Origin of the sequence: Flavobacterium sp. RHBU_24 (assembly GCF_046613695.1) — a bacterium.
Lineage (GTDB): Bacteria > Bacteroidota > Bacteroidia > Flavobacteriales > Flavobacteriaceae > Flavobacterium.
The window spans coordinates 92569-107455 of sequence record NZ_JBKJHD010000013.1; the positions used below are offsets into that span (position 1 = coordinate 92569).

At 44.7% G+C, this 14887-nt stretch carries 16 protein-coding genes; 9 read left to right on the forward strand and 7 right to left on the reverse strand.

The annotated features are described in order from the left end of the window. Nucleotides 1-22: 22 nt before the first annotated feature. The 5 genes from ACLI09_RS13340 (at nt 23) to der (ending at nt 3815) form a co-directional block, all read left to right on the forward strand. Complete coding sequence (locus ACLI09_RS13340) at nt 23-763, forward strand: tyrosine-protein phosphatase (protein WP_411420124.1); 741 nt, start codon at nt 23-25, stop codon at nt 761-763. A gap of 108 nt (nt 764-871) precedes the next feature. Further along, the gene (era, locus tag ACLI09_RS13345) at nt 872-1756 is read left to right on the forward strand and encodes a GTPase Era (RefSeq protein ID WP_411420125.1); all 885 of its coding nucleotides are present in this window, start codon (nt 872-874) and stop codon (nt 1754-1756) included. Nucleotides 1757-1799: 43 nt separating this feature from the next. Then, nucleotides 1800-2090, forward strand: coding sequence for a nucleotidyltransferase family protein (locus ACLI09_RS13350; protein WP_411420126.1), 291 nt, complete (start codon nt 1800-1802; stop codon nt 2088-2090). Next, a complete protein-coding gene (locus ACLI09_RS13355; protein WP_411420127.1) occupies nt 2083-2418 on the forward strand; it encodes a DUF86 domain-containing protein in 336 nt (111 codons plus the stop codon). The genes ACLI09_RS13350 and ACLI09_RS13355 overlap by 8 nt, the downstream gene beginning before the upstream one ends. A gap of 86 nt (nt 2419-2504) precedes the next feature. Then, the gene (gene der / locus ACLI09_RS13360) at nt 2505-3815 is read left to right on the forward strand and encodes a ribosome biogenesis GTPase Der (protein WP_411420128.1); all 1311 of its coding nucleotides are present in this window, start codon (nt 2505-2507) and stop codon (nt 3813-3815) included. 102 nt (nt 3816-3917) lie between these two features. On the opposite strand, the gene ACLI09_RS13365 is transcribed toward der, so the two are convergent. Genes ACLI09_RS13365 through ACLI09_RS13390 form a run of 6 tightly spaced genes read right to left on the reverse strand, consistent with a single transcriptional unit; the run spans nt 3918 to nt 7536 of the window. Further along, nucleotides 3918-4373, reverse strand: a complete 456-nt coding sequence (locus ACLI09_RS13365; protein ID WP_411420129.1) for a GNAT family N-acetyltransferase — start codon at nt 4371-4373, stop codon at nt 3918-3920. Nucleotides 4374-4385: 12 nt separating this feature from the next. Beyond that, nucleotides 4386-5177, reverse strand: a complete 792-nt coding sequence (locus ACLI09_RS13370) for a TPM domain-containing protein (RefSeq protein ID WP_411420130.1) — start codon at nt 5175-5177, stop codon at nt 4386-4388. Continuing rightward, nucleotides 5178-5615 (reverse strand): TPM domain-containing protein, encoded by a 438-nt coding sequence (locus ACLI09_RS13375; protein ID WP_411420131.1) that lies wholly within the window; start codon nt 5613-5615, stop codon nt 5178-5180. After that, on the reverse strand, nt 5615-6214 hold the full coding sequence (locus ACLI09_RS13380; protein WP_411420132.1) for a LemA family protein: 600 nt from the start codon (nt 6212-6214) through the stop codon (nt 5615-5617). Before ACLI09_RS13380 ends, ACLI09_RS13375 begins: the two co-directional genes overlap by 1 nt. A 13-nt stretch (nt 6215-6227) precedes the next feature. After that, nucleotides 6228-6557, reverse strand: coding sequence for a MerR family transcriptional regulator (locus ACLI09_RS13385; protein ID WP_411420133.1), 330 nt, complete (start codon nt 6555-6557; stop codon nt 6228-6230). A gap of 1 nt (nt 6558) precedes the next feature. Beyond that, nucleotides 6559-7536: a M23 family metallopeptidase gene (locus ACLI09_RS13390; protein WP_411420134.1), complete on the reverse strand. Its 978-nt coding sequence runs from the start codon at nt 7534-7536 to the stop codon at nt 6559-6561. A gap of 165 nt (nt 7537-7701) precedes the next feature. Between ACLI09_RS13390 and alaS the strand changes: the two genes are divergently transcribed. The 4 genes from alaS (at nt 7702) to ACLI09_RS13410 (ending at nt 12829) form a co-directional block, all read left to right on the forward strand. Further along, the gene (alaS, locus tag ACLI09_RS13395) at nt 7702-10344 is read left to right on the forward strand and encodes an alanine--tRNA ligase (RefSeq protein WP_411420135.1); all 2643 of its coding nucleotides are present in this window, start codon (nt 7702-7704) and stop codon (nt 10342-10344) included. Nucleotides 10345-10456: 112 nt separating this feature from the next. Continuing rightward, nucleotides 10457-11206 (forward strand): hypothetical protein, encoded by a 750-nt coding sequence (locus ACLI09_RS13400; RefSeq protein WP_411420136.1) that lies wholly within the window; start codon nt 10457-10459, stop codon nt 11204-11206. A gap of 3 nt (nt 11207-11209) precedes the next feature. Continuing rightward, a complete protein-coding gene (locus ACLI09_RS13405) occupies nt 11210-12166 on the forward strand; it encodes a GSCFA domain-containing protein (protein WP_411420137.1) in 957 nt (318 codons plus the stop codon). A gap of 51 nt (nt 12167-12217) precedes the next feature. Further along, nucleotides 12218-12829, forward strand: a complete 612-nt coding sequence (locus ACLI09_RS13410; RefSeq protein WP_411420138.1) for a DUF4230 domain-containing protein — start codon at nt 12218-12220, stop codon at nt 12827-12829. Nucleotides 12830-12956: 127 nt separating this feature from the next. On the opposite strand, the gene ACLI09_RS13415 is transcribed toward ACLI09_RS13410, so the two are convergent. Further along, the gene (locus ACLI09_RS13415; protein WP_411420139.1) at nt 12957-14714 is read right to left on the reverse strand and encodes an aromatic amino acid hydroxylase; all 1758 of its coding nucleotides are present in this window, start codon (nt 14712-14714) and stop codon (nt 12957-12959) included. Nucleotides 14715-14887: the final 173 nt, after the last annotated feature.

Below are 14887 nucleotides of genomic sequence, written 5' to 3' on the forward strand. Positions count from 1 at the left end.
TTAAAATTAAATATCTGTCGCCTTGCTGTTTTTTAAAAAGAAGCCTAAAACCACCCTTGCCAGCCTTATTCCCCAGGGCTATGTAGACATACATTCGCACCTGCTGCCGGGCATTGACGACGGCGCTGCCGACCAGGCAAATTCGCTTAGCCTTATCAATACGCTGCGCGATTATGGTTTCGGGCAGTTCATCACTACCCCGCACGTGCTTACCGGTGTATGGAACAACACAACTGAAGGCATACGCACAGTAGAAAAAACAACGCAGGAGTTTTTAAAAACCCAGGGTATTGGGCACCCGTTTAAGGCCGCGGCCGAATACCTGATGGATGATGTTTTTTTAAAAAAGATAAAAACCGAGCCGCTGCTTACCCTAAAAGACAAGATGGTGCTGGTAGAAATGAGTTACCTTAATGCCCCATTGCAACTGTATGAAATAATTTTTGAACTCCAGATGGAGGGCTACCAGCCCCTACTGGCACACCCGGAGCGCTACCTGTTTTATCACCGCAACACCCAGGAGTATGACAAGCTAAAAAAAGCGGGCTGCAAGTTTCAGCTCAACCTGCTTTCGGTAACCGGATATTATGGCAAGCATGTGGCAGAAATTGCAGAGAAGTTGCTAAATGACGGCATGATAGACTATACCGGCAGCGACACACACCACGAGCGGCACACTTCAGCCTTCCTTAACCCGGTGTTGCTAAAAGATATGGCACCGCTTGAAAAAGCGTTAAGGGCCAATGAGTGTTTTGGCATATAACACTCCATAAAAATACTGTATTGCCATAACCGATAATAGTAATACCTTTGCAGCATAACATCACAAAAGGCCATTTTAACTAATGGCCTTTTTTATTCAGCACATACTATGGCACATAAAGCAGGCTTTGTAAACATAATAGGCAACCCTAATGTGGGTAAAAGCACCCTGATGAACGCATTTGTGGGCGAACGCCTTTCCATCATTACCAGTAAGGCGCAAACCACCAGGCACCGCATACTGGGCATTGTAAACGGCGATGATTTTCAGGTAGTGCTCAGCGACACGCCCGGCATCATTAAGCCGGCGTATCAGTTGCAAAGCAGTATGATGGATTTTGTAAAAACCGCCTTTGAAGATGCCGACATCCTTATTTACATGGTAGAAATAGGCGAAAAAGAGCTTAAAGATGAGGCATTTTTTAATAAAATTGTACACACTAAAATCCCGGTATTACTGCTGCTAAATAAGATAGACACATCCACCCAGGAACAGCTGGAAGCACAGGTGCAGCACTGGCAGGAAAAAGTGCCAAATGCCGAAATATATCCCATAAGCGCGCTTAAGAACTTTAACGTGCAGAATGTGTTTAACCGCATACTCGAAATCCTGCCCGAATCGCCGCCCTATTACCCTAAAGACGCGCTTACCGATAAACCAGAGCGCTTTTTTGTAAATGAAACCATTCGGGAAAAAATACTGTTGAACTACGATAAGGAAATCCCTTATGCCGTAGAGATAGAAACGGAAGAGTTTATTGAAGATGATAACATCATCCGCATACGTGCGGTAATTATGGTAGAGCGTGATACCCAGAAAGGCATTATTATAGGCCATAAAGGCAGCGCACTTAAAAAAGTGGGCATACAGGCCCGTGAAGACCTTGAGAAGTTCTTTGGCAAGCAAATTCATATTGAGATGTTTGTTAAGGTGAACAAGGACTGGCGCAGCAACAACTATCAGTTGAGGAGGTTCGGGTATAACAATAAGTAATTTCAGATTTTTGATTATTAATTATCTTTTTGTAGCTTTGGATATGAATACGTTACAGGAAATTCAATCGGTTTTAGTGAGCCATAAGCAGCGATTATTCAGGGAATACCCTATAAAATCGCTTGCTATCTTTGGCTCATATTCGCGTAATGAGCAAAAAACAGACAGCGACTTAGATGTGCTGATTGAGTTTTCCGGCAAAATAGGAATCCGTTTTATAGACCTGGCAGAAGAAATAGAAGTAATTACAGGTACAAAAGTAGACCTGGTTTCTAAAAATGCTATAAAAGGAAAATATCTTGATGCCATCAGTACCGATTTAATTTATGTCTAAACGGAATGTTACATTACTGTTAGATGATATGCTGCAATCTGCATATAAAATCAGGAAATATACCCAGGGCCTTGATTATAAATCATTTGCTGAAGACGACAAAAGCATTGACGCTGTTATCCGCAATTTTGAAATCATAGGCGAAGCCGCAAACCGCATACCAGAAGACTTCAGGTTAGAAAACCCTGAAATTGAGTGGAACAGGATACGCGGGTTTCGCAATCGTATTGTACATGAATATTTTGGCATTGATACAGAAATTGTCTGGGCGATTATAGAATCCTATTTACACGAACTAATTGAATGGCTCGAGGCCTATACAGCATAAGAGGGCAAGGTTTTTTAAAATCTCTAAATTCTGTATGCCCCACTCCCAACTAAAAAAGCTATCTTTGCACCCTTAAATTTCAGGAAATGAATAATATCGTAGCCATAGTGGGAAGGCCTAATGTAGGGAAGTCTACTTTTTTTAACCGCCTCATACAGCGCCGGGAAGCAATTGTTGACTCCGTTAGTGGGGTAACGCGCGACCGCAACTATGGAAAAAGTGAATGGAACGGAAAAGAGTTTTCGGTAATTGATACCGGGGGATATATAAAAGGTAGTGACGACGTTTTTGAGGCCGAAATACGCCGCCAGGTAGAACTGGCCATTGATGAGGCCGATGTTATTGTGTTTCTTGTGGATGTTGAGGAAGGCATTACGCCCATGGATGCGGAAGTGGCTAAGCTGCTGCGCAAGGTGACTAAACCGGTGCTTGTAGCGGTTAATAAAGTTGACAACTCCATGCGTGAAAAAGACGCGGTTGAGTTTTATAACCTGGGCCTTGGCGAATACTATACCATTGCCGGTATGAGCGGAAGCGGTACGGGTGAACTGCTTGATGCCTTGGTTGACCTGCTCCCGGAGGCTGTAGCCCCGGATGAAAATGAAGTGGCGCTGCCACGCTTTGCCGTAGTGGGACGCCCTAATGCGGGTAAATCATCGTTTATAAACGCGCTTATTGGCGAAGACCGTTTTGTGGTTACCGATATTGCCGGCACCACTCGAGATGCCATAGATACTACCTACAACCGTTTTGGATTCAAGTTCAACCTTGTCGATACCGCAGGCATCCGCCGTAAGGCAAAGGTGAAGGAAGACCTTGAATTTTATAGTGTAATGCGCTCAGTACGTGCCATAGAGCATAGTGATATATGTATACTGGTTATCGACGCTACCCGTGGTTTTGAAGGACAGGACCAGAGCATCTTCTGGCTGGCCGAGAAAAACCGCAAAGGTGTGGTGATACTGGTAAACAAATGGGACCTTGTAGAAAAAGACACTATGAGTACCCGCGATTACGAGGTTAAGATTCGCGAAGAACTGCAACCGTTTACCGATGTGCCCATACTGTTTGTATCGGCCATTACAAAACAGCGTTTGCTTAAAGCACTTGAAACTGCCGTAGAGGTGTTTGAAAACCGCAAGCAACGCATAGCCACCAGCAAGCTTAATGAAACCATGCTGCCTATTATAGAGGCCATGCCGCCACCGGCACTTAAAGGCAAGTATGTAAAGATTAAATTCTGTATGCAGCTGCCTACCCCTACCCCGCAGTTTGTATTTTTCTGTAATATGCCACAGTATGTTAAGGAGCCTTACAAACGTTTCCTTGAAAATAAGATGCGCGAAATTTATAACCTACAGGGTGTACCTATAGATATTTATTTCCGCCAGAAATAATAATAAGAAACCGCAGTGAGAGCTGCGGTTTTTATTGTTTTTATAAATGTGGTTGAATTTTCACATTCTTATTCCACTTTGTAAACCCATTGTGAAACATAACTACAAGAACACCTTCTCAAAGCACACACTATTTTCCACACCTGCGTATTGCCCGTAATTTGGTATAATGCTATAGCCTGATTTTTTATAGAGGGAAATAGCTTCGGGCTGCTTTAGCCCGGTTTCGAGCAGGCATCTGGAGTAGCCCAGTTCGGCCGCCCAGTGTTCTAATGCGGTCAGAATTTCAACCGCTATACCCCTGCCCCTGTAGCCTTCAAGCACATACATGCGCTTTACTTCCATGGCATCGTCCGCTAAGTGCTTTATGGCGCCGCAGCCTACGGGTGTGCCATCGTTATAGGCTACTATTACATGCTTTATGGCAGTTACCTTGTTAAACTGGTCGTAAAAAGCATGCTCATCACCATCGCGTAGGGCCAGGTCGGCATCAAGTAATTTTACAAGTGCTATAAAATCAGCATCAGATGAATCGGTTTTTTTCAGTATAATTTCCATAAAAATATTTCTTTACCAGCTTCCCCCGGCACCGCCGCCACTAAAACCGCCGCCGCCGAAGCCACCGCTAAAGCCACCACCACCAGAGCTTCCGCCACCCCAGCTGCCACCACTACTTCCACGGCTGCTGCCAAGGCTACTTAATATAAGCGCACCTAAAAGCCCGGAACCGCCACCACCGCCACGGTTGTTGCCCCCGCGCGTGCCGCGCCCTAAAAACACTACAACCAGTATTATAATAAATATAATAAATGGTAGCAGGCCTGCCATACCGCCATCATGGTCCTTCGTTACACGCTCTTCTTTAAACTTACCGTTTAGTGCAAGGAAAATAGCATCGGTGCCTTTATCGAGGCCGGTATAATAATCTCCGGTTTTAAACTCAGGTGTTATATAGCGCCTTATAATAGTACCCACAGTACCTGCAGGCAGCCTGCCCTGCACCCCGTAGCCGGTGGCAATGTACATATCGCGGTCATCACGGCTTACCAGTATAAAAATGCCGTTATCTTCCTTAGCCTGGCCTATACCCCATTGCTGTGCCCAGTCAGGTGCTACGCGTGAAGCGCTTTCACCATTAAGGTTATCTACAGTAGCGACCACTATCTGGGTAGAAGTAGAGTCGCTATACTGCACCAGTTTTTCTTTTAACGCAGCTTCATCAGTTGCCGAAAGCAGGTTTGCATTATCATAAACGCTGGTTTGCAAACGCGGCTTATCCGGAATTTTAAATTGGGCAAAACCCTGTAATGGCACTAATAAAAGCATGACAATTATAAGGCTGAACGTATATTTTGCTTTCATTTATCCTTTAGATATGGTGTCGGGCAATTCATTAATATCATTTTTATCATAAGGGAAATAAATTTTTAACCGTTCACCCGCCAGCAAAACTCCTTTCACAAGACCCTCGGCAAAACGGCCTTGCTTAAATTCCTCTATAACTATATCTTTAGTACTGTCCCAAAAGTCAGGTTCTACTACTTTATCAATTCCTTCATCGCCCAGTATGGCAAACGAATGGTTTTCAATACCCACATAAAAAAGCACACCATTCCGGTCAGCGGTAGCATTCATGCCTAAAAAACCAAAAACCTCCTGTGCCCTTTCGAGCGGAGGTTTTTCTGATGTATTTTCTATATGTACGCGTACTTCACCGCTGGTGTTTTTTTCGGCCTGGCGAATGGCTTCTATAACTGCCGCTTCCTCATCAGGGGTAAAAAAATCAGTAGCCGTTGCCATTACTTCTTATCGAAATTAAATTCTACATCTACAGGTTTATCAGCGCCTTCAACCGAGTTAAAATAAGGTTTCTCTTTATAGCCGCCCAGGAACATTGAGTTGGGAAATCTCAGCACATAGTTGTTATAACTCTGCACCGCCTCGTTAAAGCGTACCCTTGCCGTGCGTATCTCATTTTCGGTACTGGCGAGCTCGTCCTGTAGCTTCAGGAAGTTCTCGTTTGCCTTGAGGTTCGGATAGTTCTCTACGCTTACCAATAGCCTGGATAATGATGAGCTAACGCCACTTTGCGCTTTGTTAAATTCGTCAAGCTGTTCCGGGGTGATATTAGACGGGTCTATAGTTACTGACGTGGCCTTGGCACGCGCCTCAACAACTGCGGTAAGCGTGCTTTTTTCAAAATCAGCGGCACCCTGCACGGTTTTTACCAGGTTGCCTATAAGGTCGTTCCTGCGCTGATAATCTGCCTGTACCTCGCCCCACGCGGCACTCACAGCCTGGTTTTGGGTAATGGCGCCATTTTTAATATTTACTGACCATATAAAGCCAATTATAACCAGAGCAACAATAATTATTACAGGTATTAACCACTTTTTCATTTTTAGTTTTAGTTTAAAGTTGATTTTTTATATTAACCAGTTGTGTTTTTATAGCCTCTAATTTACGAATTATTTCGAAGGTGTCCATGGTTTTCTTTTGGCCTTCTTTAAGATGCACCCTTGCGCCGTCGAGCGTAAAGCCGCGTTCTTTAACAAGATGGTAAATCAGTTGCAGGTTCTTTACATCGTCGGGTGTAAACATGCGGTTACCCTTAGCATTCTTTTTAGGCTTAAGGATGTCAAACTCCTTATCCCAAAAGCGTATAAGGGAAGCGTTTACATCAAACGCCTTAGCAAGCTCGCCTATGCTGTAGTATCGTTTTTCGGGCAGGTCTAAGTGCATTTTAATCGAGGGATTGGTTTTCCTGATTTGCTAATTTAGCAATTAAAACGTACTCTTTAGCAGAAATATTTCCGTAATAGAAGTTTAGGGGGTTTACCACCGTGCCGTTTTTATGTACCTCATAGTGCAGGTGGGGGGCCTCGCTACGGCCGGTACTGCCCACATAGCCCAGTATATCGCCGCGTTTTACCCTTTGGCCTGAGCGTACGGCAAATTTGCTCATATGCCCATAAAGCGTCTGGTAGCCAAAGCCGTGGCTAACAAGCACGCGGTTGCCGTAGCCCGACATTTTGTTATCGGCGGCGCTCACCACACCGTCGCCGGTGGCATAAATGGGCGTACCGGTACGCGCGCTAAAGTCCATACCCGCGTGAAATTTACGGATTTTTGTAAACGGGTCGCTGCGGTAACCAAAGCCTGATGCCACGTGCCTCAAATCCTCGTTCTTAACCGGCTGTATGGCTGGTATGGCAGTAAGGAGCTTGGCCTTGTCTTTAGCAAGTTTGGCTATCTCATCTAAACTTTGGCTTTCTATTACTATCTCTTTGCTCAGCACGTCGAGCCGTTTTGTGGTGTTAATTACCAGGTCGCTATTGTTGTAGCCCTCCAGTTCTTTATAACGGTTAACCCCCCCAAAGCCTGCCTTACGCTGCTCTTCGCTTATGGGTGTGGCGTTAAAGTAAGTGCGGTATACATTATTATCGCGCTCCTCTACGTTGCTAATGGCTTCTTCCATAAGGGCAGCCTTGCGGTTGAGAATCTGGTATTGGATTTTCAGGTTCTCTATCTCGCGGGTAAGGAGCCTGTCTTTCGGGGTTTCAAAAAACGGTGTATTAAGCAGCGCTACAAAACACAGGAAACCAAACAATGCAGATGCCGTAAGGAACAGCAGTACCACACCTATCTTCTTCCCTTTTTTTGTCTTTATTTTAGTAAAGGCGAGCCTTTCCGGGTCGTAATAATATTTTGCCTTCGCCATGTGGGTAAATTATTCTATTTTTGCACCTTAACCCGAAAAACCGTGCCATGTGCCTGATGTGTAACAGGCAAATGTAATAAATGTTGCGCTTTTTAGCACGGCTTTTATACGGCAAAGGTTATTTTAAATGTAATTTTGAACGCATAAAACAAACTTTCATATCTTATGAAATCCCAGGATATAAGGAAGCAATTCCTGCAATTTTTTAAAGACAGGGGCCATTTAATCGTTCCGTCTGCACCCATAGTTACAAAAGACGACCCAACCCTGATGTTTAACAACAGTGGTATGGCGCAGTTTAAGGAGTTCTTTTTAGGCAACGGCACGCCCAAAAGCAAGCGTATTGCCGATACCCAGAAATGCCTTCGCGTAAGCGGAAAGCACAACGACCTGGAGGATGTGGGTTTTGATACCTACCACCACACCATGTTTGAGATGCTGGGCAACTGGAGCTTTGGCGATTACTTTAAAAAAGAAGCCATTAACTGGGCATGGGAACTCCTTACCGAAGTATATAAGATTCCGAAAGATATACTGTATGTTTCCGTTTTTGAAGGTAACCCTGAAGAAGGCGTGCCTTTTGACCAGGAGGCGTACGACATCTGGAAAGGGCTTATCGACGAAGACCGTATTATCCTCGGCAATAAAAAAGACAACTTCTGGGAAATGGGCGACCAGGGGCCGTGCGGGCCGTGCAGCGAAATTCACGTAGACATACGCTCTGCCGAAGAAAAAGCGCTGGTATCGGGCAAAAGCCTGGTAAATAACGACCACCCGCATGTGGTTGAGATATGGAACAACGTATTTATGGAGTTTAACCGTAAGGCCGATAAGAGCCTGGAGAAACTACCCGCACAGCACGTAGATACAGGTATGGGCTTTGAGCGCCTGTGCATGGTGCTGCAGGGTGTGCAGAGTAACTACGATACCGACGTGTTTACGCCGCTTATCACTAAAATAGAAGCCGTAACCGGCACTAAATATGTAGCAAAAAACGCTACACCCGAAGAAGAAAAAGTAAACATAGCGATACGCGTAGTGGCCGACCACGTGCGTGCCGTGGCCTTTGCCATTGCCGACGGCCAACTGCCAGGTAATGGTGGCGCGGGCTATGTTATCCGCAGGATATTAAGGAGGGCCATACGCTATGCGTCCACCTTCCTGGATAAAAAAGAAGCGTTTATCTATGAACTGGTAGCCGTGCTGGCTGACCAAATGGGTGATTTTTTCCCGGAGATACGGTCTCAGAAAGGACTTGTAACCAATGTGATACGTGAAGAAGAGGCTTCGTTTTTACGCACGCTTGACCAGGGGCTTCAGCTGCTGGATACCATCATTGCCGATTATACCGTGTTAGGCGAAAAAGGCGGCAATATTCCCGGTGCTAAAGTATTTGAATTGTATGACACCTTTGGATTTCCGGAAGACCTTACAGCACTTATACTCAAGGAAAAAGGGGTTACCTATGATAAAGCCGGCTTTGATGCCGAATTGCTAAAACAAAAAACACGTAGCCGCGCCGCTTCTGAAGTGGCTAAAGACGATTGGGTTATTTTAGTGGAAGGCAATACCGAAAGCTTTGTAGGTTACGACCGACTGGAGAACGAAGTGAAGATAACCCGTTACCGCAAAGTCGACTCTAAAAAAGATGGTTTGCAATACCAGATTGTACTTGATGCCACGCCTTTTTACCCGGAAGGTGGTGGGCAGGTAGGTGATAAAGGTGTGCTTAAATCGGCTAACGAATCCTTTGAGGTACTTGACACTAAAAAAGAAAACAACCTTATACTGCATATAACCAAAGCGCTGCCGGAGAATGTAAATGGTGCATTTACCGCTAAAGTAGATGCAACACTTCGCGCGGAGAGCCAAAGCAACCATACCGCTACGCACTTACTGCACCAGGCATTACGCAGCATACTGGGCACGCACGTAGAGCAAAAAGGCTCACTGGTTAGCCCGGGTTATTTGAGGTTCGACTTTTCACATTTTGCAAAAGTTTCCGAAGAAGAGCAGCAGCAGGTAGAAGCCTTTGTAAACGCCCGTATACAGGAGCACCTGCCGCTTGTAGAGCGCAGGAGCATACCCTTTAAACAGGCGGTGGAAGAAGGCGCGATGGCATTATTTGGCGAAAAATACGGAGATAATGTGCGTGCCATTAAATTTGGTGACAGTATGGAGCTTTGCGGGGGTACCCACGTAAAGAACACCGCCGATATCTGGTATTTTAAAATCATAAGCGAAGGCGCCGTAGCGGCCGGTATTCGGCGTATTGAGGCCATAACCGGCACAGCCGTTAAAGATTTCTTCGCTGTGCAGGAAAAAACGCTAGAAAACATTAAAGCTACCCTTAAAAATCCGCAGGATACGCTGAAAGCGGTAGTATCGCTACAAGATGAAAATACTAAACTAAAAAAACAACTGGAGCAACTGCTGCGCGATAAAGCCAAGAACCTTAAGGGCGAACTTGCAGCGGAACTGACCGAAATAAACGGCGTGAAATTCCTTGCCAAGCAGGTAGACCTTGACGCTAACGGTGCTAAAGACCTTGCCTACGAACTTGGCAACCTGGGCATTAACCTGTTCATTGTGCTTGCTACAGTTAGTGATGATAAGCCGATGCTTACCTGCTACATCTCCAAAGAACTTGCTACCGAAAAAGGCTTAAACGCCGGGCAGGTAGTGCGCGAGCTGGGTAAGTTTATACAGGGCGGCGGCGGCGGCCAGCCGTTCTTTGCCACCGCAGGAGGTAAAAACCCTGCAGGTATACCGGAGGCACTTAAAGCTGCGGAAGCTTTTGTAAAGTAAACCGTATAATACTACAAAGAGCGCTTTTGTTTTGCAAAGGCGCTCTTTTCTGTTTGCAAACGCAACCTTTTGCACAAAACAGTATCTTTACATTAAATTGTTTATTTAAATTATGAAAAAGATTTTGTTATTTATTACCGCGGCAGTATTAACCGTTAGCTGCTCAGACGACCTTGAAAACAGTGGACCGGGAAATGGCGGCGGCTATGTACTGTTAAAGAAAAAAGTGGTAACGCCTCCCGGTGCCGCGGCTGTTACAACACAATATAATTATGATGATAATAAGCTTACTACCGTAACCCACAGTGATGGGACTAACGAAACATATACCTATACCAATAACTATATTACCGAGATAAAGCACTACCAAAATAGCAGCCTAATAGAAAAAGAAGTGTTTACATATGATGAAATAGGGCTTGCCACACACATCTCTTATTTTTATGACCTGGCTAACCCAGCCAATAACCACGCCCTTAAATATAATTATACCTATACCGGTGGTACGGTATCGGTAACTAAATTCAGCGGTGATGAGGCCGCGCAAACCACGCCCGCGGGTACTGCAACGCTCTCGGTTACAATACATGGCAACATCACAAAATATGTCAGCGGCAATACTACCATAAACTATGGTTTTGACACCAAGAGCAGCCCGATGCGCGAAATTGCAGGATACCAGGCAATAACACTTGCTGAATTTGAAGGCGGGGCTAATAACATTACAACGCTACAGGTAAATAATAGTGGCACCATTGTAAATACACTTACAACATATACCTATAACCCTATCGACTATCCGCTTACGTCTACCTACACAGCAGCTAACGGAAGTATTACAAGCACGGCTTACAGCTATTAGCCCATGCAATTTACCACACAAATACCCCTGCAACAAGGCAACCCGGCAATAGATTACAACAGCCACATAGTGTCGCTGGGGTCATGTTTTGCGGTAAACATAGGGCAAAAACTTGACTATTTCAAATTCAGGAATGTAACCAACCCTTTTGGTATTTTGTTCCATCCTTTAGCTATAGAAAAGATTATCGGCTTCGCTGTAAACGGATACACGTTTACCGGGGCCGATATTTTTTTTCATAACGAGCGCTGGCACAGCTTTGATGCCCACAGCGACCTGAGCCATGCCGATAAGGACGTACTGTTGCAAAACCTTAATAATGCCACAGCTTTATTAGGCATCCAGCTAAAACAGGTTAGCCATATCATTATAACCCTCGGCACTTCCTGGGTATACCGTTTCACAGAAAGTAATGCACTGGTGGCCAACTGCCACAAGGTAGCGCAAAAGGAATTTACAAAAGAGTTGTTATCTATCGATGTCATTGCGCAAAGCCTTCAAAACATCTGCTCATTGGTTGGAAGCATAAATCCATCGGCTAAAATTATTTTTACAGTATCGCCGGTGCGCCATATAAAAGACGGCTTTACCGAAAACCAGTTGAGCAAAGCCAACCTCGTCTCCGCCCTTCATTCGGCGCTGCAAGTTCCCCCTTTGGGGGTTAGGGGGCTTTATTTCCCCTCCTACGAAATAATGATGGACGAGCTGCGCGACTATCGTTTTTATGCCGAAGACATGATTCACCCGAACCAGGTAGCTATTGATTATATCTGGCAGCAGTTTACATCGGCCTGGATAAGCGAGGAAGCCCAGCACACCATGAAGCTGGCAGATACTATACAAAAAAGCCTGCAGCACCGCCCGTTTAACCCCGAGTCTGAAAGCCATAAAAAGTTTACGGCTAACCTCGGCACAAAGATTGCTATGCTACAGCAACAGCATCCGCACATACAGTTTTAAGGATGCTATAACACAGTGCCCTGAATACTTTTCTTACATTTAAAATAAAAAATGGGTAAAAAAATCCTTGTCACCATTGGTATCATATTTCTCATTGTACTTGCATTCCGCTATTGCGAATTTAAGCATGATGATGATAAAACAACCTTTGAAGAAACCGCGCTCATACAGCAGCAGCTGCTAAATGTAGGCAAGCTCGTAGTTACCGAAGGCCATTACAGCGAAGTGCTTACCTATAAGAACCAGCAAAGCTATATGATGGACATGTTGTCTTTTGAAAAAAAGGCATTGGTAATTGTCAACGCTGATGCTACGGTAAGCTACGACCTGCGCCAGATACAGTACGACATTAACGAGGCCACAAAAACCATTATGATAAAAAACATCCCGAAGGAAGAAATAAAGATTTCCCCCGACATTAAGTTTTATGATGTGGAGTCGAGCACGTTTAACGAGTTTACCGGAGATGATTATAACAAGATAAACGCTAAAGTAAAAGCCAGCCTGCGTAAAAAAATTGAGAAAAGCACGCTGAAAACTAACGCCAAGAACCGCCTGTTGAGCGAACTGAGCAAGATACTTATACTTACCAATACTATGGACTGGAAATTAGTGTATAATGGGCAGCCGGTGGAAGATGCAAATATTAATACGTTGCTGTAATATATTTGATTTGTAAGACAACGCTCTTACATTTCGACCGAAGTGGAGAAATCTCACAATTTACTTATAGAGATTTCTCCTATCGTCGAAATGGAAAAGGCTACCTGTTTGGCAGCCTTCGTTTGCATTATATGCTTTCTTTTTCAAATATCAGCGAAAGCCCACCGGTAATAAGGTGCGCTACCTTAGGGCGTTTTTTTTTCAAATCTTCAAGATGATTTAGTACTTCATCAAGCAGGGTTTCGTTATTTTGCTTGTGCAACAACTCGGCAATCTCTACCGAAAGCAGCCAGTCCTCAGCATGCTTTTCTTTCAGTACAGCAAAAATCTCAGCTATACTAAGCGTAGTTTCTTTGCCTTCGCGAATATCGCGGATATTTTTATATAATCCTTCAAGCTCCTCGCGCTCATCGGTTTTTTTAGCCTTAATGGTTTTGCTTGATGGCACGTGGCTTACTAAGTCAAAACTCCTTACATCAGCCGGGCCGGAAAAAGCCGAAACCACTTTTTTACCCACGGCCATATCATAAATACCCCATTCCGGCTGAAACAGCACTGTATCCTTATGCGTAACCGTGCAGTTTTTAAAGCTGATGATGATGATCTTGCCCTGCAGGTTTCGTGTACCGGTAATGATTTCGCCGGTAACGGTAATATCCCCTTCAAACTCCAGCGTTACCGCAAAGCCTTCATAAATATTGTAAGCCATCAGGTCGCGCGGGCTCATGTCTTCAATGGCCAGGTTAATGCCTTTCAGCTTGCCTACTGGGCTGCCAAAGCCCTCAGCGTGATATGATGTATCATGGCCTACCAGTTCTTTTTCGCGGTAGCTTAACGCTGTTTTACCGGTAGTCTGCACATACACGGGCTTACCCTCATTTTCTATAACATTAGTAAACACGCCCGATATCTGTATACCGGTACTGAGTTCTATAGTACCTAGTGCCTTGCTGTTTATAAGTTTGCTTATACTACTAAGGCCACCGGTGCGTAGCGCCATTTTATTGGCAAATTCCTCCAGCACCAGGCTCAGGTGGGCAAAATCGGGCGTTACGTACAGCTGCGGCTGGGGCTTGGTAATATCAAAGCCCTGGTAAGCGGCGTTAATATCATACGGCAGTTTTTTTACATTATCGGTCATGCACCAGGCGCTTTCACCAATAGATGACAGCAGGCCGGCACCGTATATCTTAGGTTCTTCGGGCGTGCCTATCAGGCCATACTCTACCGTCCACCAGTGCAGGTTGCGGATGAGTGCCATTTCGCTTGGTTCGGCTGGCTCATTTTGCAGGGCATCAACTTTCGCACGTATCGCGTCAAGCTCTTCCTGCGGGGTGCCTTCGGCTTCTTCCAGTATCGAAAGCAGGCGTATGGCCTCATAAATCTCATAATCGCGGGCCGACGATATGGCCTTGCAGCCTATCTCGCCAAAGCGGCGCAGGTATTCGGCATACTCAGGATTGGCTATTATTGGCGCATGCCCGGCACCTTCATGAATAATATCCGGCGCGGGGGTATATTCTATATTTTCAAGTTGGCGGATGTCGGAAGCTATAACCAATACATTATATGCCTGGAACTCCATAAACGCGTTTGGCGGAATAAAGCCGTCTACTGCTACGGCAGCCCAGCCTATATCTTTAAGTATACGGTTCATGCCATACATACTTGGAATATTTTCTACCTCAATTCCGGTTTTTTGCAGGCCTTCAAGATAGGAACTATGTGCTACCTTACTAAGATAATCTACATTTTTACGCATGACGTAGCGCCACACCGCCTGGTTTATAGGGGTATAGCTATTATAATCCTGCGGTTTTATAAACTGCCTTAAATGTTTAGGGAGCCTGTCGAGTAAAATATTACTTTCAAAAGGTGAACTCATGCGAATATAATTGTATTGTGCACTTGTAAAATTATAGATTTAATAATAGAAATCGGTTCCCTCTGCAATTTATAACAAAAATTATTAGTAGAATATTTCTATTAGGAGATATCAATATTGAAAACCGCACAGGTGGAATTGATTAATAAATATAAAGATTCGGTATATGCTAT